Below are 22507 nucleotides of genomic sequence, written 5' to 3' on the forward strand. Positions count from 1 at the left end.
TCCTTTCAATACTTAACTTTATTTAGGGGGTTTTTACTTGGACATTCGACAAATCAGCGAAAAATACCAACTAAATGAAACTGAAGTTGCTGTTTTAAACTACATGCAAGAGCATCGAGATAAACTAAAAACACTTGGTGTACGTCAGTTAGCCAAAGAAACTTTCACCTCGCCTAGTTTCATCGTTAAAATGGCTAAGCGCATGAATCTTTCTGGCTATTACGAATTAGTCTTTTTGATGACTGACACAAGCTTTGCTTTACTCAACTTCGAAGATTTACTTAACATCAAACAATATATCGAATCCTTCAAAAAGCTACTAAACAAACACCGTGATTCGATGATAACCATCATGGGAAGCGGCTTTTCACAAAATATCGCTAACTATATGAGTGAATATTTCAACATTCATGGCTACCGCTGTACAGCTAATTCACATCTTGAATTAATCCGTAAAGATACCAATCGTCAAAATTTGATCATTGTTATCAGCAATTCTGGAGAGACAAAACGTTTGACCGAGTTGTGCCAAGAAGCCAATGGCAATGAGTGTGATGTGATCGCTTTTGTAGGCAATACCAACTCAACAATTGCACAAAATGTCAAGCTTGCTATCAGCACCGATTCTTTTAAACCATCTTTTTTTGACAGCAGTCATCCACAACTGTTCTTTGGCCTGGCTTTAATCTATTTTGAAGTCTTAATGAGCTCAGTTTTAACAGACAACCAATAATTTTACTATAATTGAAAAATGAGAACTTGTGAACAGTTTGGTAGCTTTCGTGAACATGTTATTATTCTTAAAAAACATGTTTTCCGATTTAAAAAGAGCTCTTTTTAAAAAAATAAGCACAAAAAACCGAACTTCATATTAGATTAACCCAATATGAAGTTCGGTTTTTCATTTCAGTAAAATGCACAAACGATTGACAAATTAAATAAATATGCCACATTATTCATTAGACCTTAATCAGTATCAAGATAATGGTGCCTTAGCTAATTTTAAAAATCTATTAGCCCAAGCTAACACGCTATTAAGCAACGATAATGTTACGCAAAAACAAATCGATCAAATGCTAAAGGATTTGACAACTGCACGTGCTGCTTTAACTTTAAAAGAAACTAAAAAGCCAACAACTGATAAAAACAACTCAAATAATGCTAAGCCAAAACAAAAATTACCTCAAACCGGCGACAGCAAACAGACTGTGCTTGGTCTATTAGGCTTTAGCATCCTTACAATCGGTGCTATTAGCTTAAAAAAATTTAACTAGATATTAAATAAGGACTACGAAAAGTTTCGTAGTCCTTATTTTGTTAAAAATTATTTTAAAATAGTTTTTTGCGCAGCTTCGCTAGCATGTGTTAATTTAAAGACCAACAAGTTAAAGACCATAATCAAGCTGCTGACCACAAAAATACCGCGGTAATCAAAGATCCCAGCCACAAACGAACCGATCATTGGTCCTAAGACACTACCAACTGATTGGAAGCTTTGGTTATATGAAAAGACAATACTTGTATTTTCTGTTGTTGTGTTCTTGGTTAATAGAGTTTGAACAGATGGCAACATTGCTGCATCAGAAATCCCTGTTAAAATGCGCATCCCTATCAATTGATAGACATTGGTTACAAAAGAAGTTGCAAAAAAGACCAGCATCGCAAAAATAAAACCAAAGACTAGCATCTTTTGCGTTCCAATCCGATCACCTAAGCGTCCAAATAAAGGTGCTGCGATAATTGTGGATAAACCTGGCATCGAAGCTACAATCCCAGCCATAAAGGTCACGGATTGATGTGAAGAAGTCAATAATTCTTTAACGAATAGACTTAAAATGGGGTTGATCGACATATTGACGATTTGAACAAACATCGTTGTCGAAAATAAAACGAGGATTAAACGTACACTGATAATTTGTTTGAAGGTTACTTTTGGATGTTTTTTATCAGTGGCTGGCTTAGCGGTAAAATCTTCTTTCACACAAAAATAAGTCAAAATAAAAACCAACATCATGATGATTCCTGTAATATTAAAGGTCATGCGATAAGAAAATACACTCGCTAATGCCCCGCCTAATAAGGGACCTAGCAATGTTCCAGCAGTCAAGCCGGTTACTAAGATACTCAATGCTTGTCCCGAATTTTTCTTAGGTGCTTGTGAAGCAATCAAGGCATTGGCATTGGAAACATACCCGCCAAAGGCTCCTTGTAGTGCACGTAAAAGCAAAAGTTCCCATACATTGGTCACAAAGCCCATCAATAAAAAGACTACCGCCATCCCAAACGATGCCCGTAACAGCATCAAACGCCGGCCCTTTTTATCCGCTAACCTGCCCCAAACAGGCGAGACTATCGCCATTACTAAAAAGCATGAAGCAAACACAATTCCCGTATAAAACGTCAGTTGTTGTTTGCTATAATGCCCCAATTCACCAATAAATAGTGACAAAAACGGAGTGATTTCACTCATCCCCATCCCCGTCATAAAAACGCCAAACCAAAGCACAAATAAGTTTTTGCGCCAGAGTGGACGTGTTTGTGTAGTTTCCATACTAATTCCTTCTTTGTCTATATTTTTTTGAAAACCCCCAGTACAAATTTTTATACAGTTTTTTGTTTAACCATAATATATAGTATAGACCTCAAATAAGATAAAAGCTATACAAAAAGTAAGTCAATTTGTACACTTTGTTTCTTCATCCGTTTTCAATAAGTTATTTTTTTCTGCACTAAAAAAGCCGTAAGATAACAAACAGTTTGTTATTTCACAGCTCTTTTAGATTTCACTTGCTTTTAACCCATTCCTGGCGGTTCGGGAGCATATGAAATGTTTGCAAATTTATAACACGTTTTGTTAAATAAAAGCTTTATCGTCCCACGCGCACCAGCACGGTTTTTTTCGATGATCAATTCGACCACACCAGCATCGGGATTGCCTAATGGCGCAGAATTTTCTTCGTTTTCGTCATCACCTTCTGCGCGTTCATAGTAATCATCACGATACAAGAAAGCAACAATATCAGCATCTTGTTCAATCGCCCCAGATTCACGAATATCTGAGAGGACCGGACGTTTGTCTTGGCGTTGTTCAACCCCACGTGAAAGCTGGGATAAGGCAATGACTGGTACAGCCAATTCTTTGGCAAGCTTCTTTAATTCACGCGAAATCTCAGAAACTTCTTGTTGTCGGCTTTCCTTATTAGAACCTTCAATCAACTGCAAGTAGTCAATCACAATCAAACCTAATTTACCAGTCTTTTTAGCCAAACCACGACATCTGGCCCGAATAGCCGCCATTTTGATCCCTGGCGTATCATCGATATAAATATCAGTCCGCTTCAAAGACTCGATTGATACACTTAGACTAGCCCATTCTTCACTAGAGAGATTCCCGTTTTGTAAATTAGAAGCATTGATTGAACCTTCTGCCGACAACATCCGGCGCACCAAAGATTCTGCCCCCATTTCCAAAGAGAAAATAGCCACAGAAACATCATTTTCTTTGGCCACATTTTGGGCGATATTCAAAGCAAAAGCCGTTTTACCCACGGCTGGACGTGCCGCTAAGATAATCAAATTATCTGCTTGTAACCCAGCCGTTACCTTATCTAGCTCACCATAGCCAGTTGAAAGCCCGATGATTTCTTCTGTTTGATTAGCCCGTTGTGTCGTTTCATCATAAACTGCATCCAAAACATTGGCAATGCGTTTAAAACTGCCATCCGTTTTTTGTTCGGCAATCTCTGCAATATTGCGCTCTGCTTCGCCTAAAAGGCCGGCAATATCTTGATCATCATTTTGTGCTATCGCAAAGATTTCACGTGCTGCACTCATCAAACGCCGCCGGACTGCTTTTTCTTGCACTAATTTAGCATACGAAACAGCATTTCTAGCCGTTGGTTGCGCGTTAGTCATTAACCTTGATAAATAAACAATCCCACCAGCATCATCGAGTTGTTTTTGAAGACTTAAACGATCATTGAGTGTTACCAATGATATTTGTTCATTGCGATTATTTAAATCTATCATCGTTGCAAAGATAATCTGATTTTGACGTGTATAAAAATCGAGTGGCTGAACAAATTCTAAAACATCATCTAAAACATTAGAGTTAGACAAAATTATTCCTAAAAGATTTTCTTCTGCCTCTATGTTTTTAGGCAAATTATCTGTCGCCAAAAAATCATTAGCCATGACTCTTGATCCTTTCTACAAAACTTATGCTTAAGCACTCATTATTTTTCTGCAATGTGTACACGAATCTTAGAAGTTACTTCATTGTGCAACTTAACAGGTACATTTACATAACCCATCGAACGAATTGGCGCTGCTAGTTCCATCTTACGCTTATCAATCTTCAAACCATATTGTTCATTTAATGCCTGTGCAATTTGCTTGGTAGTAATTGAACCAAATAAGCGCCCATCTTCACCGGCTTTTGCCTTTAGTTCGACTACATATTTGCCAGATTCTAATTTTTCTTTTAAGGCCTTGGCTTCGGCTAAAATTTCTGCTTCTTTCTTAGCTTCGGCACGTTTTTGCCCCTTAAGCTCGCTCATCGCTGCTGCATTAGCTTGCTTAGCCTTATTAGCCTTGATTAAGAAATTAGCGTAACCATCGGGAAGTTCCTTAATTTCTCCGCGTTTACCTTTTCCTCTAACATCTTGTGTAAAAATAACTTTCATAATTTTTTCCTCCTAATCTTGTGCATCGCCATCTTCAGCCAATTCTTCTAAAATCGCTAAAAGAGCTCGTTTTACTTGGCTGACACTTTGACCTTCAATTTGAGTTGCGGCATTGCTCAAATGACCGCCACCGCCCATTTTTTCCATGATTAACTGTACATTAATTTCACCATTACTTCGTGCAGAGATTCCAACTTTGCCTTGTGGTCGACTGGTAATTACAAACGAAGCATGCACTCCACTGACATCTAAAAGTGAATCGGCTGCTTGAGCGGCGGTCACCGGATCGTATGGACGACCATCTTCACCTGCACAAACCGCCATGGAATTACCAATAAATTCCACACGATCAATCAAATGATTACGCTGCAAATATTGTGTTGCACTTTCTTTCATGAAATGTCTAGTCATTTCTAGATCGGCACCTACCGAACGTAGATAACTAGCCGCATCAAAGGTTCTTGTACCTGTATTCATAGAAAACGATTTAGTATCGATAATGATCCCTGTAAGCATCGCTGTCGCCTCTAATTTATTGATTGGCTCACTATCACGACTTTGATATTCAAACATTTCTGTGATTAACTCACATGTTGAGCTTGCATAAGGCTCAATGTAAACTAACAGTGGATTTTCTGGGAATTCCTCGCCACGGCGATGATGATCAATAATCATCAGTTTATCTTGCAGACGTTCATATAAACGTGGGCTAAGTGCCATCGATGGTTTAGAATGATCAACCATCACCAATAAACTATTGGCACTAATTTTTTCAAGTGCTTCGTCTGTTGAAATAATCTTTTCTTTAATTTCAGGATATGCACCCAACTCTTCTAATAAACGCGCAATATCTGAGTGGACAACTTCATTGTCTAAAACAATCCAGCATTGCTTTTTATTCATCTCTGCAATCCGACGTAAACCTAAACAAGCACCAATTGAGTCCATATCAGGACGTGTATGCCCCATTACAAAAATTTCTTCGCTTTGTGCCATTAATTCCTTTAAGGCTTGGGAAATCATGCGTGCACGCACCCGCGTTCGTTTAGCCATCGGGTTAGTCTTGCCACCATAAAAACGCGCTTGACCATCATCTTGGCGTACTACCGCTTGGTCACCACCTCGTCCTAAGGCTAAGTCTAAATTACTTTGTGCCAATTTAGCCAAAGAAGCCAGGTTTTCTTGCCCATAGGCTAGACCAATACTTAGTGTTAATGGTGAATTTTGCTTTGATGTCCACTCACGAATAGTATCTAAAATCTTAAAACGTTGCTGCTCGATTTCTTGTAGAGATTTAGTATAGCCTAAAACTAGGTACTGATCTTCATCGACACGTTTAACAAACATCCCAAACTCATTAGCCCAATCATCTATCGCATTAGTCACGAAATTGCTCAAGTTAGAAACACTCTTATCGTTCATCGCTTTAGTAACCTCATCATAATTATCGACAAATATTTGTCCAATAACTAACTGTGATTCACTAAAATGTTTTTGTAACTCGACATAATGAGTTACCTCATACAAATAAGCAACATGTAATTCTGGTTGAATCAAGATATTAAAATAATTATCGCGCCACTTAGCTTCAAAAAATGTCTCTTCTTCTTGATGTTTACTAATCAATGCTAAAAGTTCGCTATCAACATTTTTTAGCGGTTTTCCTAATAAATCAACCTTGCCAAAATATTGCTGTAACGTTGGATTAATCCATTGAACATCATAGTCTTTACTATAAAATAAAATTCCAATTGGCATTTGTACTAAAGCATCTTGTTCACCACGTTTGATACGATAAGATAAATCTGAAATATATTCGTTGGTGCGCTCCACAATTTTGCCTAATGTTTCTAACACCAAGACAATTGCCAAAACTAAGGCAACTAACAAGATAATTCCTAACATCCAATTTAAGATGAAAGCCATCACATCACAAGCCAACGCAATCAACAATAAAAAGACCGCGATTAAGCGTGGTTGTCTTTCTTGCATAAAGTCTAATGTTTGCCAAAAATCCTTTGAAATAATTTTTTTCATATACTTCCTCACTTTTTCTTTGCTTATTGTCAAAGAAAAACTTTTACTCCTAACAAAAATAGACATAGATTTTATCTTTTATTTTATCACACTTTGTAATAACAAAAAAAGGAGCCAGCCTAAAACTAGTTCCTTTCTTTGGTTATGAGTTTTTCTTACTTTAAGTATACATTGAATTCATTGTTTTGTCAGTTAAATCTAATCATATTTTTTTAAACAATTTTTGTGCTTTCTTATACATTGGTACAAAGATTTAATGGTAAAATGAAAGTAAATATATTTTCTAAGAAAGGAGCAAGGAATTTTAGAGTTCCTTAATATCGCTCGTGAAAACAAAGCTTCTTAAACGTTTAACCATCGCCGCTTTGGCTTTAATTGCAACAACTAGTTTACCCGCTAATATCAAAGCCGACACAAACTCTACTAGTCATACTTTAAATGCTAGTTACGTTGTTTATGGGGCCGGTACAGCTACTGAGGTGCGCTCAAAATTAGCCGATGTCTTAGGGACCGACTCTAATTTTAAGACGTTAACCGCTACGGCTAGCGATTATAGCAAATACATCGGCAACGGTGCCACGACGACCGATGCGGCCATGATTAGCTCGGTGGCAATCGCTCCTAGCGATCCAGGGTCTGGCGTTAAAGTCAACATCAAAAAATACGACGGCCAAGACAACATCACCCAAGTGACCGCCCAACAATATGCGATGGTGGCCCAGATGGCTGGGGTTAACGACGTGACAATCGTCGTAACAGCCAATCGTGCTGTCTCGGGTGAATCGGCTCTAACCGGCGTCTACAAAGCCTTGGCACAAGACGGTATCACCCTTAACACCACCGATACGGCCACGGCTAACCAAATGCTTGATGCTACCCAACAAGCCATCAACGAAAACAAAGACGACAGTGCCTATGCCGGAAAATTGATGGCAGCCGTTGGGGATACCACCAAAGAAATCGCAAAACAAAAACAAGACGGTCAAACTTTAACAAGAGAAGACATTCAACAATTGTTAAACGAAGCCTTACAAAAACATGATATTGCCAACCAAACTTCCCAAAATGCGGTCAACAATATCATCAACGTCTTGATTAAATTTGAAAACTCCCCAATTTCTTTGAGTAAAGACTACCTTGAAAATGTGACAAACACAATTGATAACGTCAAAAACTCGACAGGCGATCTGATGAACAAGGTCAAAGACTGGGCCAACAGTGATGCGGCTAAAGAAACCGTCCAAAAAGCTAAGAATATTTTTACTCAATTTATCGAATGGATCAAAAGCTTCTTTAATTAAAGCTTGCTTGCTAAAATCAACTCCTGAATTCCTTAGCACTATGTCCTGTCAAGTATACAGTTTAAATATATAAAAATTGATTATGCGACCTGATTGCGGAATTGTTCCGCTGTTAGGTCGTTTTTTGATGCATATGCTTTCTGTGTATTGAAATATTTAATTCCATCTTCTACCAATTGTTCTAACTCTCTAAATGATCGAGGTCGAGGATGACGTGCTAGCCAAAGAAGCTTAAAATCATTCCACCATCTTTCAATTGGTGAATTCTCCCATGAATGCCCAGGGTGTGACATACTGTGAACACAATTCATCTTTTCTAAATAGTTGTTAAAACTTATTGAACAGTATGCTGCACCTCTGTCTGTATGAACCCATCGGATGTGCTTGTGGTTCATGCGCAAAAGCTTTTTAAATGTCTCTATAGCTGCCACTGAAGTTTCAGTTTGTGATAAATTATGACTTATTACAAAACGACCATATAAATCTAACACTACGTGTAAGCGAACTTTTCTTAGTTCATTATTCGCAAAGTAACTAACTTCTGTTGTATCTGTAACCCATACTTCATTTTTATGTCTTCGATTAAATTGACAAGCTAATAAGTTTTCGCTGATATATTCCTCGTATCGTTTAATCCGATTACGTTTCTTTTTTCTAACATTTACTCTAATGTTATTTTTACGCATACAAGATCTTACTCGCTTTAAACCAACTTTAAAATTTAGTTTCCCTTCAAATTTTAACTGGGTAATCATACTTAAATATCCAAGTGTATAATTATGCTTCTCTTCTAAATAAATTATGGTATTAAGTAACTGTATTTGTTGTTTCCGATAGATACTATCACTTCGTTTAAATCATTTATAGTATGCATCTCTTGTTACCCCAGCAATTTTCGCAAGTTTACTAATAGCCCATCCATGTTCATTATGCAATTCTTTAATTGCTTGATATTTTATTTCTTTCCCCTCGATTGCGTATTTCCATTAATTTTTTTGCGAAGGCTATCTCCATTTCTTGTTGTTTAAGTTGGGCTTTTAGTAGACGATTTTCAGCTTTGAGATGGTCAAGTTCGGTCAATGATTCTTCTGGTTTTGATTTTCCACGATTATCACGTAGTGATTCAGGATTATTACCACTAGCTGTATATTTTTTATACCAGTTATATACTTGAATATAACTGACATTATTCTTATTTGCGACTAAGTTATAATTTAGATTATGTTTAATAAGGTCTTCAATTATCTTTAAACGTTTTTCAAAGGTTGTTTTTTTGGCGGGCTTTCTTTTTTTAGGCATACTTGAGTCTCTCTTTCTAGGCGAATACGCCTCTATATTAAATTCATTATACCGTTTTATCCAATCAAAAAGTTGTTTATCTGATTTCACTCCATTTTTTATTGCGAATTCGAGTGCAGAATCTATTGATTCTTTAAAAGAAGCGACCAAAGAAATTTTAAATTTAAGAGAATATCTCTAATTATTGGATTTACTATTAAGTCCGTCGATTCCCTGATACTTATACAATAGCCTCCAACTATTTAATGTTTTTCTATCAATAGAATACTCATTTAGAACTTGCGAAATACTCGTCTTCTTTACTTCTTTTAAAATAGCTAATTTTTGTTCTGGACTAAATTTTGGTTTTCTTCCCATAAAAAAATACCCTCCAAGTATACGATGATTTTATATATTTCATCTGTATACTTAGAAGGCATTATAGCCCCATGTGATTTCAGGGGTTTTTTATTCTTTTAAGTTTCCACAAAAATAAAAAAACTTCGCGGTTAAGGGGAAAACCGCGAAGAAAAAAGAGTAGTCTTTCCTATAAAGATAAGCACTTTTAGTATGTTTACTTTTTATAGAGAAAAAAAGTTATGAAACTTGTTTTGCTATTGGGTATGCTTATATACTAATGCTTACCTGTGAAAAAAATATGACTATCTTATACAGATTTAATTAAAAAAATATGTTTTCTTTCTTAAAAATTTGCGCTTTTTTTGAACAAAAAGGCAGTTGCATACAACAACTACCTTTAAAATCACTTATTTCCCTTCTTCTAAAGCTTGCTTTGCTAAGGCAAAATCACCTAAAGTTGCCGAACCATTGTTAGCAACTTTTGGCATCACGATATATTCAGCCAAATCACCGACTTCGACATAGTCATTTAACATTTCGCTAAATTGCACGCGAACTTTTTGCAAGAATGTCTCGCTAGACACCCCACCACCGATAATAACTTTATCTGGGCGCACGGTTAAAGTCGCTTGCATCACGGCTTGGGCCACATAATAGGCCACGATATCCCAAGTTGGGTTATCAAACGGTACATCTTGGCCGGCAATCCCTAAACGCGCCTTAAAACTTGGGCCAGCTGCCACGCCTTCTAAACAATCACCATGATATGGGCAAACACCTTTGAAAGCTAAGTCTTCTGGATGACGTTTTACCAAGACATGGCCCATTTCTGGATGACCCTTCGCGCCTACTAGCTTGCCATCGATCACGATTCCAGCCCCGATTCCAGTTCCGACTGTGTAATATACTAATGAACTTAATTCTTGACCGGCATCCTTGTAAGCAACGTATTCACCATAAGCCGAACCATTTACATCAGTTGTCCATGCCATTGGTACATCTAGGGTCTTCTTTAATGTTCCTAAGAAATCAGCATCATGCCAACCTGGCTTTGGTGTAGTTGTCACATAGCCGTACTTAGGCGAGTCCTTGCGAATTTCAATCGGACCAAATGATGCAATCCCGATTGCCTTTAAATCAGGAAATTGTGCAAAAAATTCACTTGTCTTAGCTAATGTTTCTTCAGGTGTAGTCGTTGGAAATTGGACCATTTCTTTTACTTGATAATTTTCATCACCGACCGCACAGACAAATTTTGTCCCGCCGGCTTCAACACTTCCTAAAAGCATCTTATATTACCTCCATCACAAACAAATTATGTTTGTTTTAAGTTTATCTAACTACATTAAATTATGCAATTTTTCACGCAAAAAAACTAGTCCTATCTGGAAAATCGTCTAAAAAGATGCATATCGTCAATATATCAGGTTACCTTCTTAATAAAAATTTTAAAGATTAATTTAAAGACATTAGTGAAGAAAATCACATTGTGCACAATTTAAAATTTTTTTCAGCATATTAATTTCAATTATTATCAGTTATTTAACATATATATACAATATGTGCAAGATGCAACAATGTTTACAACGTTAAACAAACAGAGTAACATTCATTGTGTAAGCGTTACAGTAAAGAAATGATTTGTTTGTCGGTTTTTTGTCATATAGTTAAAAAATTGCTTATTGTAGCAATAACTGATTTAGGAGGCTTTATAGATGAGTAGAATAGATTTTGATAAATTAAACGCAGCCCCTGTGATTGAACCTATCCGTGTTTTAGATGAAACCGGAAAAGTGGTTGATCAAGAGTTGGCTGCTTTATTGAGCGATGAAGAGTTAGTAGAACTCTTCAAACAAATGGTTTGGTCACGTGTTTTAAACGAACGTTCAACCAAACTTAACCGCCAAGGTCGTTTGGGCTTTTTTGCTCCAACAGCTGGCGAAGAAGCAAGCCAAATTGCTTCTAACTTTGCAATGGAAAAAGAAGATTTTTTATTGCCCGCTTACCGTGATATTCCACAATTAGTTCAACACGGTTTACCACTTTATCAAGCATTCTTGTGGTCAAAAGGTCATGCTTTGGGAAACAAGTATCCTGAAGGTTTACAAGCTTTACCACCACAAATCATCATTGGCGCACAATATGTACAAGCTGCCGGTGTTGCTTTAGGTCTTAAGAGAAATCAAAAACCTAATGTCGCTTACACATACACCGGAGATGGTGGTACTTCTGAAGGTGATTTTTACGAAGGAATGAACTTTGCCGGCGCATTCAAAGCACCTGCTATCTTCTTTGTTCAAAACAACGGTTACGCTATTTCTGTGCCACGTGCTTTGCAAACAGCTGCACCTACTTTAGCACAAAAAGCTGTTGCTGCCGGAATCCCTGGCGTTCAAGTAGATGGTATGGATGCTTTAGCCGTTTATGCGGTTACTAAATCTGCTCGTGATTGGAGCGTTGCTGGCAACGGCCCTGTTTTAATCGAAACATTAACCTATCGCTATGGTCCACATACATTATCCGGTGATGATCCAAAACGTTACCGGACTTCTGCTGAAGAAGGCGATTGGCAACAAAAAGATCCATTGATCAGAATGCGTAAATACTTGCTTGAAAAAGGTCTTTGGACATCTGAATTAGAACAAAGTTGGGAAGAAGAATTCAACGAACAAATCAACGAAGCAATCAAAGAAACTGAAGCAGCTCCTGTTCAAAAGATCAGTGAATTCTTAGAAAACACATTTATCGATACACCGCAAACCTTACAAGATCAAATTGCGGTTTTCAAGGCAAAGGAGGCTAAATAAAATGGCAAAAATCACAATGATTAAGGCTATTACAGAAGCCATGGACCAAGAATTAAAGAACAACGACAAAGTATTAATCTTTGGTGAAGACGTTGGACGTAACGGTGGGGTTTTCCGTGCAACCGATGGCTTGCAAGACATTCACGGTAAAGACCGCGTTTTTGATACTCCACTAGCTGAATCTGGTATTGGTGGTTTAGCCTTTGGTTTAGCTTTACAAGGTTTCCGCCCTATCTGTGAAATCCAATTCTTTGGTTTTGTATTTGAAGTTATGGATCAAATTGCTGGTCAAATCTCACGGACTCACTACCGTATGAGTAAGAGCCGTAAAATGCCAGTGACAATCCGTGCACCATTTGGTGGTGGTGTGCATACTCCTGAACTTCACTCTGATAGTTTAGAAGGTTTGATGGCACAAACACCAGGAATTCGTGTTGTGATCCCAAGTGGTCCATACGATGCTAAAGGTTTATTACTTTCTGCGATTCGTTCAGATGATCCCGTTGTCTTCTTGGAACATATGAAACTTTATCGCTCTGTCAAAGAAGAAGTGCCTGAAGAAATGTACACTATCCCGTTAGACAAAGCAGATGTTAAACGTGAAGGTAAAGATTTGACTATCATTTCTTATGGCTACATGGTTCAAGAAAGCTTAAAAGCTGCTGATGCTTTAGCTAAAGAAGGTATCGATGTTGAAGTTGTTGACTTACGAACAGTTTCACCAATTGATGAAGAAACAATCCTCGCTTCTGTTCAAAAAACTGGACGTGTTGTCTTGGTACAAGAAGCACAACAACAAGCTGGTGTTTCTAGCCAAGTAGCTACAATCATTGCTGAAAAAGGCATTATGTCTTTAGAAGCACCAATCGGTCGTGTTTATGCGCCAGATACACCATATCCATTTGGTGAAGCAGAACATGCATGGTTACCAAATAAAAACGATATTATCGCTAAGGTCAAAGAAATCGTGAACTACTAATTGGAGGTAAAAATTAATGAGTAGATATCAATTTAAATTACCCGATATCGGTGAAGGTATCGCCGAAGGAACAATCGGTGAATGGCACGTTAAGCCAGGCGACGAAGTCCAAGTTGACGGCGAATTAGTACAAATTGAAAATGATAAATCAGTAGAAGAATTACCATCTCCTGTGGCTGGTAAAGTTATTAAAATCTTAGTGGCTGAAGGTGAAACGGCCGAAGTTGGCGATCCTTTGATCGAACTTGAAGTTGCTGAAGGTTTGGGTAATGTTGATGAAAGCCAAGAAGAAGCACCTGCTCAAGAAGCTAATGCTGAAGTTAAGCCACAAGAAACAACCCCTGCCACACCAGCAATCGCAGCTACAAATGCACCTAGCGTTCAAGACCACAGCTTACCTGTTTTAGCTATGCCTGTAGTCCGCGCTTATGCACGTGAAAAAGGTGTTGATTTGACTCAAGTTAAGGGTACAGGTAACCACGGCCAAATTTTACGTAGTGATATCGATCAATTCTTAACTCAAGGTAGTGCTCCAATCGTTGTTAGTGAAGAACAAGAAGTTAAACAACCAACTAAAGCACCACAAGTTATTGCCGATGCAGCTTGGCCACAACATGCTGAAAAAATGTCAGCTGTTCGTTACGCAACCGCTAAATCAGTGGCACGCTCAGTTCAAGAAATCCCACACGTTCATGTCTTTGATGAAGTTGTCGTGGATAAATTATGGGAACATCGTGCAAAATACAAAGAATTGGCTTTACAAAAAGATGTCCGCCTAACCTTCTTGGCTTACATCGTCAAAGCCGTTGCTGTTGTGCTTAAAGAATTCCCAATCTTTAACTCAGTTGTTGATATGGACAACAAGCAAATGATCTTTAATGACTTCATCAATGTTGGTATCGCAACCGATACTGAACGTGGTTTGTTTATGCCAAACATCAAGCATGCAGATCAAATGAGTTTATTTGGCATCGCAAAACAAATCACAGAAAACACAGCCAAGGCTAAAGAAGGTAAATTAACAGTTGAAGATATGAAACATGCAAGCATTTCTTTAACTAACATCGGTTCTGTTGGTGGTGGATTCTTTACACCAATCATTAACTGGCCAGAAGTTGCCATCTTAGGTATTGGTCGCATCACCAAGGAAGCAGTTGTTCAAGGCGATGAAGTCATGGCTGCTAGAGTCTTGAAACTTTCCTTGGCCTTTGACCACCGTGTGATTGACGGTGCAACTGCTCAAAAGGCACTTAACCGCTTGAAAGAATTACTTGGCGAACCAGAATTGCTATTAATGGAGGGATAAGAATGGTTGTTGGAGATTTCGCAATCGAACTAGATACAGTTGTCATCGGGGCGGGCCCTGGTGGTTATGTTGCTGCAATTCATGCAGCTGAATTAGGTCAAAAAGTTACTGTGATTGAACGTGAATACATTGGCGGTGTCTGCTTAAACGTTGGTTGTATTCCATCTAAGGCTTTAATTGAAGCCGCACACCGTTACCAAAATGCAATGAATTCCCAAGACATGGGTTTGCGTGTAACCGCAGCTAACCTTGATTTTTCAAAGACCCAAGAATGGAAACAAAAAGTTGTTTCTCAATTAACCGGTGGTGTTGCTGGTTTATTTAAGAAACACAAAATCGATGTTATTTGGGGTAATGCTTACCTTAAAGACGAAAACACATTGCGTGTCTTAGATAGCGAAGACAACGCACAAACTTATACTTTCAACAACTTGATTATCGCAACTGGTAGTCATCCAATTGAAATTCCTAATTTTAAATTCGAAGGACGTGTGCTTGATTCAACTGGCGCTTTAGCTTTAACAGAAGTTCCTAAACGTTTAGTTGTAATCGGTGGTGGCTACATCGGTTCTGAATTGGCTTCTGCTTACGCTAACTTAGGTGCACACGTTTCTATCTTAGAAGGCTCTGATTCAATCTTAGCTAACTATGAAAAAGACTTGGTGAAAGTTGTTGAACATCACTTTAGCAAACAAGGTGTAGATATTTACACTAATGCTTTTGCTAAAAATTCTGAACAAACAAAAGATTCCGTAATCATCACCGCTAACGTCAATGGTAAAGATATGGAAATCGAAGCTGATTACTGCATCGTTTCCGTTGGTCGTCGCCCTAACACACGCGACATGGGCTTAGAACAAATTGGTGTTAAAATTGATGAACGTGGCTTAATCGAAGTTGATGCTCAAAGCCGTACAAGTGTACCAAACATCTATGCAATTGGTGATGTGGTTCCTGGCTTTGCTTTAGCACACAAAGCTAGCTACGAAGGTAAAGTTGCTGCCGAAGCAATCGCAGGTAAGCCAACAATTGTTGATTACCATGCAATGCCTGCTGTTTGCTATACAGACACTTCGATTGCAACAACTGGTTTAACCTTTGCGGAAGCTAAAGAACAAGGCTTAGACGTTAAAAAAGCACAATTCCCATTTGCAGCTAATGGTCGTGCAATCTCAATGGGTGCAACAAATGGTTTTGTACGCTTAGTCTTTATCAAAGACTCTAACATTTTAGTCGGAGCTCAAATCGTTGGGGCACACTCTTCTGACTTGATCAGTGAATTGACCTTAGCTATTGAAGCCGGTGCAACCGTTGATGACGTTGCCTTAACTATCCATCCACATCCATCAATCAGTGAAGCTGTCATGGATGCTGCTGATGTTGGTTTAGGGTTCCCAACAAACATCTAAGGGGTGAATTAGATGCAATATCTAGCAATGCAAACCAATGATATTCGCACAAACTTAGCAACTGAACAATATTTGCTCAACTCTGGTAAAATCAAACCACCTTTCATGTTGTTTTATATCGAAAAACCTTGCATCATCGTAGGGCGTAACCAAAACACCATGGAAGAAATCGATCCGATTTACTGCCAAGAAAACGGCGTAACAGTTACTCGCCGTCTTTCTGGTGGGGGTGCAGTCTATCAAGATTTAGGCAATCTATGCTATAGCTTTGTCGTTCCTGCTGAAAAACAACAATTCGGTGATTTTTCAAGTATCTTGCAACCAATCGTCGATGTATTACACGACATGGGCGCAACTGGTGCGCAAGTTAACGGACGCAACGATATTATCATTGATAATAAAAAATTCTCCGGCAATGCAATGTATACCAAAAATGGGATTAGCTTTTGCCATGGAACCTTGATGTTTGACGTTGATACAAGTGCAGTTGCTAGTGCCTTGCGTGTTCCTCAAGATAAGATTGAATCAAAAGGTATCAAATCTGTGCGCTCACGTGTTACTAACATCAAACCTTATCTAAAACCAGCATACCAAAATTTGGATGCTTTTGGATTTAGGGATGAATTAATTAAAAAACTTCTCAAAGTCGATACACTAGAACAAGCCCAAGCTTTTGCTTTTAATCTAGATGAAACCGACAAAAAAGAAATTGAAAAGATTACCCAAGAACTTTATAGCAATTGGGATTGGGTCTATGGTAAATCCCCTGAATTTAGTGTGCAACGGCGCCAAAAATTCGTAGGTGGAACCATCGATGCTCGTTACGTCGTTGAAAACGGCAAGATTACTGTCGCTAAAATCTATGGTGATTTCTTCGGTGCTAAAGCCGTCAACGACCTTGAAACAGCCTTAATCGGCGTAGTTTATGATGCTGATACCATTGCTAAAGCTTTAGCTGATTTTGATTTAAGTGCTTACTTTAGTGGTATTGAGCCTAATGATGTTATTGATCTGTTAAGCAAACAAAAATAAATCATTTCTGTAACCATCTAACCTAACCAGACTTGCTTAACAGTAAAATAAAAATTCCTTCCCAATTTACGGGAAATAAAAAGCCATCCGTCAAGACGGATGGCTTTTTTGTATAAAAATAGATGCTAGCTGTTAACCAGTAGCATCTATCCAAAGATTATTAATCTAAATCAGATCCGTTTGAAGCAATGACTTTTTTGTACCAATAAAATGAATCTTTCTTAATCCGTTTTAGGCTACCATTACCAAGATCGTCACGATCAACATAAACAAAGCCATAGCGTTTCTTCATTTCACCGGTCCCATTTGAGACAAGGTCGATGCAACCCCACATTGCATACCCCATCAAATCGACACCATCTAAATTAACGGCATCATCCATCGATTTAATAGCGGCGCGTAAATATTTAATGCGGTAATCATCATGCACGCTACCGTCTGCTTCGAGCTTATCATCCCAGCCTAAACCATTTTCAACAATCCATAATGGCTTATGGTATCTATCCCACAAGGTATTTAACGCTAACCGTAAACAATGTGGATCCGTTGCCCAACCCCAGGCATTGGTTTCAAGATATGGATTCTTTACGCCGGCCATCCCTAAGTTGCCATCTGCTTTAGCGGCTTGTTGATGCGTCGTCACAACCGCTGAACTATAACAAGAAAAACTCAAGAAATCAGCGGAATATTTAGCCAACAATTCATAATCTTCTGGCGTATCGTCTAACTTGATGCCAGCACGTTCATAGTATTTCAAGCGATATTCTGGATAATACCCACCCGTTTGCACATCAGAATAAAAGAACGTCTTTTGTTGTTCTTCCATGATGGCAATTTGATCAGCTGGATCACAAGTGTAAGCATAAATTGGTGCATAAGCTAACATTTGGCCAACACGCATTGCAGGATCAATTTCATGAGCGGCTTTGACAGCTAAGGCACTAGCTACAAATTGATTATGTGCTCCTTGTGCTCGATTTTGCGGTGTTGGATCAAGTAAACCACCACCCATGTATGGCGCGTGATCCATTGCGTTAATTTCATTAAATGTCAACCAATATTTTACTTTACCTTTATAACGCGTAAAAACTGTTTTAGCATAGTTTTCAAAGATTGTAATCATCTTACGATCAATCCAACCACCATACTTATTAATCAAGGCAAGCGGTGTCTCATAATGCGATAATGTTACCAATGGCTCAATTCCATACTTAGCACATTCATCAAAAACCTTATCATAAAAAGCTAGCCCAGCTTCGTTTGGTGTTTGGTCATCACCGTTTGGAAAAATTCGTGCCCAGTTCATCGATAAGCGAAAGACCTTAAAGCCCATTTCAGCCATTAACTTGATATCTTCTTGATAATGATGATAAAAATCTGTTGCAGTATGACTTGGATAGTAATAACCATCAACCAAAGCAGGTTTTGCGCCTTGAGGGACACTAAACTCCTTTCCCCAAACCAATGGTGAAAACCCAGTCTGTCCATTTTTATCAATCCACGTTACCTTACGTGGTTCAGTTGCTGAACCATTTGTTAAAACATCGATTGCATTTAATCCTTTGCCATCTTCTTGATAGCCACCTTCATATTGGTTAGCAGCAGTTGCGCCACCCCATAAAAAATCTTTACCTAAAGTCATCTTAACCTAGCCTACCTTTATCTAAAAATTAACTTTATGCTGTTGGATCATAAATATCTAATAATGTAAAACTTTTCGTAGTTGAATCATATAAATATTTAAAAATACAACAATTAGGGATACGTCCAAAACGTTCAAAAACAATCTCTGGATCTCCCCATTTAGCTAAAAACGACATCGAAGATCCTGCATGTGAGACAGCTAAAACAGTTTGATTGTTTGGATCTTGCATAATATCAGTTAGCGTTTCAACCATACGTTTTTGTACTTGACTACGCGTCTCACCACCATAAGATACAAAAAATTCTTCTAATTGGTCCCGCTTGGGATTTAAGTATTCATGTTCACCTTCAAACGCTCCAAAAAAGGCCTCTTTTAGACCTTTTAAGCGTGTATAAGGTAGTGCACTAACTAATTCAAGTGTGTCACTACAACGCTCAGAAGTCGAGCAATAAGCAGCGTCAAAATCAACATCTGCTAAAAATACACCAGCTTTTTTAGCCTGTTGGATTCCTTCTTTAGTTAAAGGTGAATCACACCATCCCTGAATTTTACGCATTTTATTGAAAAGTGTTTTGGCATGGCGCATTAAGTATAACGTCTTTTCCAAAAACCACACATTCTTTCTTAAAATGTTTTTGATAAAAAAGGGCCGCCCTTTGTGATTGCTCATAAAGGTGCGCCCCTCCTAATATTTTTAAATTATTTCTTTAAATCAGCCAATTTTTCGTAAACATCAACGAAATCAGCAGCTAGATCACAAAATGTAATAGCAGTCATCAAGTGATCTTGAGAATGAACAGTCAACAATGTAACGTTGGCATGGTTTCCTTGTGCTTCTTGTGTCAACATCCCAGTTTGTGTATTATGAGCTTCCACAAGTGCTTTTTGTGCTTCATCTAATTTTTGGTGTGCTAATTCAAAGTTACCTTCTTTAGCAGCCTTGATTGCTTCTACACCAAAAGACTTAGCATTACCCGCATTCATGATTAAGCCCATTGTAATCATTAATTGTTCTTCTTCTGACACTTGGTTTTTTACTTCTTCTGACATCCCTAATTCTCCTTTGCGATCCTAATTAAAAAAACTATTCGCCCATCATTTCGTATGCTTGGCCTAAAACTTTTTCACCATTCATCATACCGTATGCTTGCATATCGATAACAGCCAATGGAATATTCTTGCCTTCAAGTTTCTTCTTGAAGTCTGCTTCCATGTAACGAACTTGAGGTCCAAGTAACACGCAGTTGATGTTCTTTGTTGCTAATTCGTTATCAGCTTCAGAAGCGGATACCGCAAAAATTTCAACATCCTTATTTTGTGCTTCAGCAGCCTTTTGCATCTTTGCAACCAACATACTTGTACTCATACCTGCAGCGCAGCATAACATAATTGTCTTTTCAGCCATAATAAATTACCTCCATAATTCACCAAATCATTAAGCGATTTCATTTCGCTCCACTTGAATGATTAAGCGTTTTCGATTACAATATAGTTATATCATATTGGTACAAATTTTACAAGTACCTTTAAAACAATTAAGGAGGACAAATTTATGGTTTTGAAGTATCAAGAGATCGCACGTGATATTGCAACCAAAATCTTTAACCATACTTTTGTAGAAAAACTCCCGAGTGAAGCAGAATTGATGAAAATGTATCTTGTTAGTCGCAACACTATTAGAAGTGCCATCAATGTCTTACACAACCAAGGAATTATCAGCCGTATTCAAGGTAGTGGCTACTTTGTCAGTACACCTTTACACAGCGATCAAAATCTGATGAACTTGGCTAACAAAGTCGGGATGAATGCTTTTCATAAAGACTATCCTGTAGTCTCAACAATTTTAAAGCTCGAAACAAAAGTTGCTGGAAATAAAATTGCTAAGTTTTTAAAATGCGATCCTAGTAGTTCTATTTATTACATCAAACGTTTGCGCAAAATCAAAGATGAACTCTTTAGCCTAGAGCGTGCCTATTATCTGCGCGAAGTTGTACCGTACTTACCAGAAGAGGCTTGTCAAAATTCGATTTTTGCTTTTATTACCGAAAATTATAACGTTGAAATCAAAACAGCTGACGAATACGTTTCGTTGCATCGGTTGACCAAAGACGAAGCAACTTTAGCCAACCTACCAGAAAATAGCCCCACTTTACGTATTGAAGAGTTAAATTATCTAAAAAATGAACAACCTTTTAATTACTCAACTAGTGATTACTTCCAAGAAGACTTAACTTTGTATTATCACATCAGTAATTACTTGCACTAAAAACGGGGCTGGGAAAAAAGAACCAGTCTGGACATAAGAATAGCTGATTGAATTTCTAAAAATGAAATTTGATCAGCTATTTTTCTATTATGTCTATTTTGGGTTCGTTTTTTTAGGGATTCTATCCCTTTTTTTGGAATAAATGCCATAATTTTGATATATTAATCGCCAGAAGTAATAATCCTAATTCATTTCGAACTGCTTTTTCACCTCTAACGTATACTCGGTGTACGCCAAAATTCCCCTTCATATCTCCGAAAATTGTTTCAACATCTGTTCACCTTCTTGGGTAGATAGTTGAACCTTTTTCGCTAGAAAGGTTTTCTTTAGCTTTATGTTTTAAATATTCCCAGTTTAAGTTTATTGATTTAGTTCGTTGTTGTCCCTTTTGAGTTTGCGCTAATTGTTCTAATTTCTTTGTCGCTTGAAATTTATCAGCTACGTAGACTTTAAAATCTCGTTTAACCCCATATTTATCCACACGAGAACTATATCTTTGGAACTTAAATACGACTCCATCAGGGTCTGTATAATAATCATCTTTATCGTGATATGTCCAATTGTTAATATTTTGTGGACCTCTTTGGTATTTCCGACTCTGTTCTTTTTCATACATTTCATAAGGAATCAATGGAATCTTTTCAAACTTGTCAATAACTGCTTGATAATTAGTTTCACTGCCATAGCCTGCATCCGCAACAATGTATTTAAATAAATCCAAATTAGAAAAAGACTTCAAAAAAGTACCAACGTTCGTGTATCCGTTGGATTAGGGAAGATATCATAGTGTAAAACAAAGCGACCGCTGTTCGCAATTTGTAAATTATAAGCAGGTTTTAATTGACCATTTTGCATGTGGTCTTCTTTTAAGCGCATAAAAGTAGCGTCAGTATCTGTTTTCGAGAAACTATTGCGATCTTTGAAAATTTCTCTATCACGTTCATACTTCACTTTTCTAGGAAGAAAATCTTCTTTCAATTTCCATTTGATACTCTTTAATTTACGACGAACACGTTTGTTTTTTGAACCGCCTTTTATAACCCTAGGTTTGGCTTCAATTTCTTCTTCCAACTCAACTAGTTTAATATCAGTTTCTTTGATAAGTTCTTTTATTGCATCACTAGAACGAAAATTATCGATAGTTTTATAGCTAATGAGAGTATTACCACTTAACCACATCATAGGAAGGTAATATTGATTTAATTTAGCAATCTTTCTGCCAGAAAAAACAGCGTCATGATAAGCAAAAAACGTCATTTTTAGTAGCATAGCCGGATGAAAAAGGCCGACCGGTATGTGAAGTCTCTTCTGAAAGAATATTAAGTGGAATTGAGTCCACGAAGTGGCTGATTAAAAGTGCAATATGGTCAGATGGTAATTTTAATGAATAAGTAATAAGTAA

General features: G+C 37.7%; 23 protein-coding genes. 9 read left to right on the forward strand and 14 right to left on the reverse strand.

Annotation, left to right across the window (positions count from 1 at the left end; all coding sequences use genetic code 11):
- The first annotated feature begins 37 nt into the window (after positions 1–37).
- Together QM017_RS08735 and QM017_RS08740 are read left to right on the forward strand one after the other, a co-directional pair.
- Positions 38–733: an SIS domain-containing protein gene (locus tag QM017_RS08735; RefSeq protein ID WP_282709517.1), complete on the forward strand. Its 696-nt coding sequence runs from the start codon at positions 38–40 to the stop codon at positions 731–733.
- A 211-nt stretch (positions 734–944) separates the two neighbouring features.
- Positions 945–1274, forward strand: a complete 330-nt coding sequence (locus tag QM017_RS08740; protein ID WP_282709518.1) for an LPXTG cell wall anchor domain-containing protein — start codon at positions 945–947, stop codon at positions 1272–1274.
- 50 nt (positions 1275–1324) lie between these two features.
- On the opposite strand, the gene QM017_RS08745 is transcribed toward QM017_RS08740, so the two are convergent.
- From QM017_RS08745 to QM017_RS08760, 4 genes are all read right to left on the reverse strand, one after another.
- Complete coding sequence (locus QM017_RS08745; protein WP_282709519.1) at positions 1325–2551, reverse strand: MFS transporter; 1227 nt, start codon at positions 2549–2551, stop codon at positions 1325–1327.
- Positions 2552–2793: 242 nt separating this feature from the next.
- Positions 2794–4194, reverse strand: a complete 1401-nt coding sequence (gene dnaB / locus QM017_RS08750) for a replicative DNA helicase (protein ID WP_178195243.1) — start codon at positions 4192–4194, stop codon at positions 2794–2796.
- A gap of 41 nt (positions 4195–4235) precedes the next feature.
- Positions 4236–4685, reverse strand: coding sequence for a 50S ribosomal protein L9 (rplI, locus tag QM017_RS08755; RefSeq protein WP_178195241.1), 450 nt, complete (start codon positions 4683–4685; stop codon positions 4236–4238).
- Positions 4686–4697: 12 nt separating this feature from the next.
- Positions 4698–6722 (reverse strand): DHH family phosphoesterase, encoded by a 2025-nt coding sequence (locus QM017_RS08760; protein WP_178195239.1) that lies wholly within the window; start codon positions 6720–6722, stop codon positions 4698–4700.
- Between the two features lie 374 nt (positions 6723–7096).
- On the opposite strand from QM017_RS08760, the gene QM017_RS08765 reads away from it, so the two are divergent.
- Positions 7097–8023, forward strand: coding sequence for a DUF1002 domain-containing protein (locus QM017_RS08765; RefSeq protein ID WP_282709585.1), 927 nt, complete (start codon positions 7097–7099; stop codon positions 8021–8023).
- 80 nt (positions 8024–8103) lie between these two features.
- Here the strand turns inward: QM017_RS08765 and QM017_RS08770 are convergent, their stop codons facing one another.
- The 4 genes from QM017_RS08770 to scrK form a co-directional block, all read right to left on the reverse strand.
- On the reverse strand, positions 8104–8778 hold the full coding sequence (locus QM017_RS08770) for a DDE-type integrase/transposase/recombinase (RefSeq protein WP_282709520.1): 675 nt from the start codon (positions 8776–8778) through the stop codon (positions 8104–8106).
- Positions 8779–8962: 184 nt separating this feature from the next.
- Positions 8963–9322 (reverse strand): helix-turn-helix domain-containing protein, encoded by a 360-nt coding sequence (locus tag QM017_RS09275; protein ID WP_349238487.1) that lies wholly within the window; start codon positions 9320–9322, stop codon positions 8963–8965.
- A gap of 177 nt (positions 9323–9499) precedes the next feature.
- Positions 9500–9679 (reverse strand): transposase, encoded by a 180-nt coding sequence (locus QM017_RS09280; RefSeq protein WP_349238488.1) that lies wholly within the window; start codon positions 9677–9679, stop codon positions 9500–9502.
- Positions 9680–10068: 389 nt separating this feature from the next.
- The gene (scrK, locus tag QM017_RS08780) at positions 10069–10950 is read right to left on the reverse strand and encodes a fructokinase ScrK (RefSeq protein ID WP_282709521.1); all 882 of its coding nucleotides are present in this window, start codon (positions 10948–10950) and stop codon (positions 10069–10071) included.
- A gap of 426 nt (positions 10951–11376) precedes the next feature.
- On the opposite strand from scrK, the gene pdhA reads away from it, so the two are divergent.
- From pdhA to QM017_RS08805, 5 genes are read left to right on the forward strand one after another with little or no spacing between them, the layout of a single operon-like run.
- Positions 11377–12468: a pyruvate dehydrogenase (acetyl-transferring) E1 component subunit alpha gene (pdhA, locus tag QM017_RS08785; protein WP_282709522.1), complete on the forward strand. Its 1092-nt coding sequence runs from the start codon at positions 11377–11379 to the stop codon at positions 12466–12468.
- 1 nt (position 12469) lies between these two features.
- Positions 12470–13447, forward strand: a complete 978-nt coding sequence (locus QM017_RS08790; RefSeq protein WP_178198126.1) for an alpha-ketoacid dehydrogenase subunit beta — start codon at positions 12470–12472, stop codon at positions 13445–13447.
- Between the two features lie 16 nt (positions 13448–13463).
- A complete protein-coding gene (locus tag QM017_RS08795) occupies positions 13464–14753 on the forward strand; it encodes a dihydrolipoamide acetyltransferase family protein (RefSeq protein WP_282709523.1) in 1290 nt (429 codons plus the stop codon).
- 2 nt (positions 14754–14755) lie between these two features.
- Positions 14756–16162 carry a dihydrolipoyl dehydrogenase gene (lpdA, locus tag QM017_RS08800; RefSeq protein ID WP_178198128.1) on the forward strand — a complete coding sequence of 469 codons (1407 nt, stop codon included), beginning with the start codon at positions 14756–14758 and terminating at the stop codon, positions 16160–16162.
- Positions 16163–16174: 12 nt separating this feature from the next.
- Positions 16175–17194: a lipoate--protein ligase gene (locus QM017_RS08805; protein ID WP_282709524.1), complete on the forward strand. Its 1020-nt coding sequence runs from the start codon at positions 16175–16177 to the stop codon at positions 17192–17194.
- A gap of 160 nt (positions 17195–17354) precedes the next feature.
- Here the strand turns inward: QM017_RS08805 and QM017_RS08810 are convergent, their stop codons facing one another.
- From QM017_RS08810 to QM017_RS08825, 4 genes are all read right to left on the reverse strand, one after another.
- Positions 17355–18836: a family 1 glycosylhydrolase gene (locus QM017_RS08810; RefSeq protein ID WP_178198130.1), complete on the reverse strand. Its 1482-nt coding sequence runs from the start codon at positions 18834–18836 to the stop codon at positions 17355–17357.
- Between the two features lie 34 nt (positions 18837–18870).
- Positions 18871–19446, reverse strand: coding sequence for a histidine phosphatase family protein (locus QM017_RS08815; RefSeq protein ID WP_282709525.1), 576 nt, complete (start codon positions 19444–19446; stop codon positions 18871–18873).
- 92 nt (positions 19447–19538) lie between these two features.
- A complete protein-coding gene (locus tag QM017_RS08820; protein WP_178198131.1) occupies positions 19539–19889 on the reverse strand; it encodes a PTS lactose/cellobiose transporter subunit IIA in 351 nt (116 codons plus the stop codon).
- Positions 19890–19923: 34 nt separating this feature from the next.
- A complete protein-coding gene (locus QM017_RS08825) occupies positions 19924–20244 on the reverse strand; it encodes a PTS sugar transporter subunit IIB (protein ID WP_178198132.1) in 321 nt (106 codons plus the stop codon).
- A gap of 147 nt (positions 20245–20391) precedes the next feature.
- On the opposite strand from QM017_RS08825, the gene QM017_RS08830 reads away from it, so the two are divergent.
- Positions 20392–21105: a GntR family transcriptional regulator gene (locus QM017_RS08830; RefSeq protein WP_282709526.1), complete on the forward strand. Its 714-nt coding sequence runs from the start codon at positions 20392–20394 to the stop codon at positions 21103–21105.
- Positions 21106–21382: 277 nt separating this feature from the next.
- Here the strand turns inward: QM017_RS08830 and QM017_RS09285 are convergent, their stop codons facing one another.
- Both QM017_RS09285 and QM017_RS09290 read right to left on the reverse strand, forming a co-directional pair.
- Positions 21383–21826, reverse strand: a complete 444-nt coding sequence (locus QM017_RS09285; protein ID WP_349238489.1) for a hypothetical protein — start codon at positions 21824–21826, stop codon at positions 21383–21385.
- 14 nt (positions 21827–21840) lie between these two features.
- Positions 21841–22362, reverse strand: coding sequence for a hypothetical protein (locus QM017_RS09290; RefSeq protein WP_349238490.1), 522 nt, complete (start codon positions 22360–22362; stop codon positions 21841–21843).
- Between the last annotated feature and the right edge of the window lie 145 nt (positions 22363–22507).

Source organism: Ligilactobacillus sp. Marseille-Q7487 (genome assembly GCF_949152225.1).
Lineage (GTDB): Bacteria > Bacillota > Bacilli > Lactobacillales > Lactobacillaceae > Ligilactobacillus.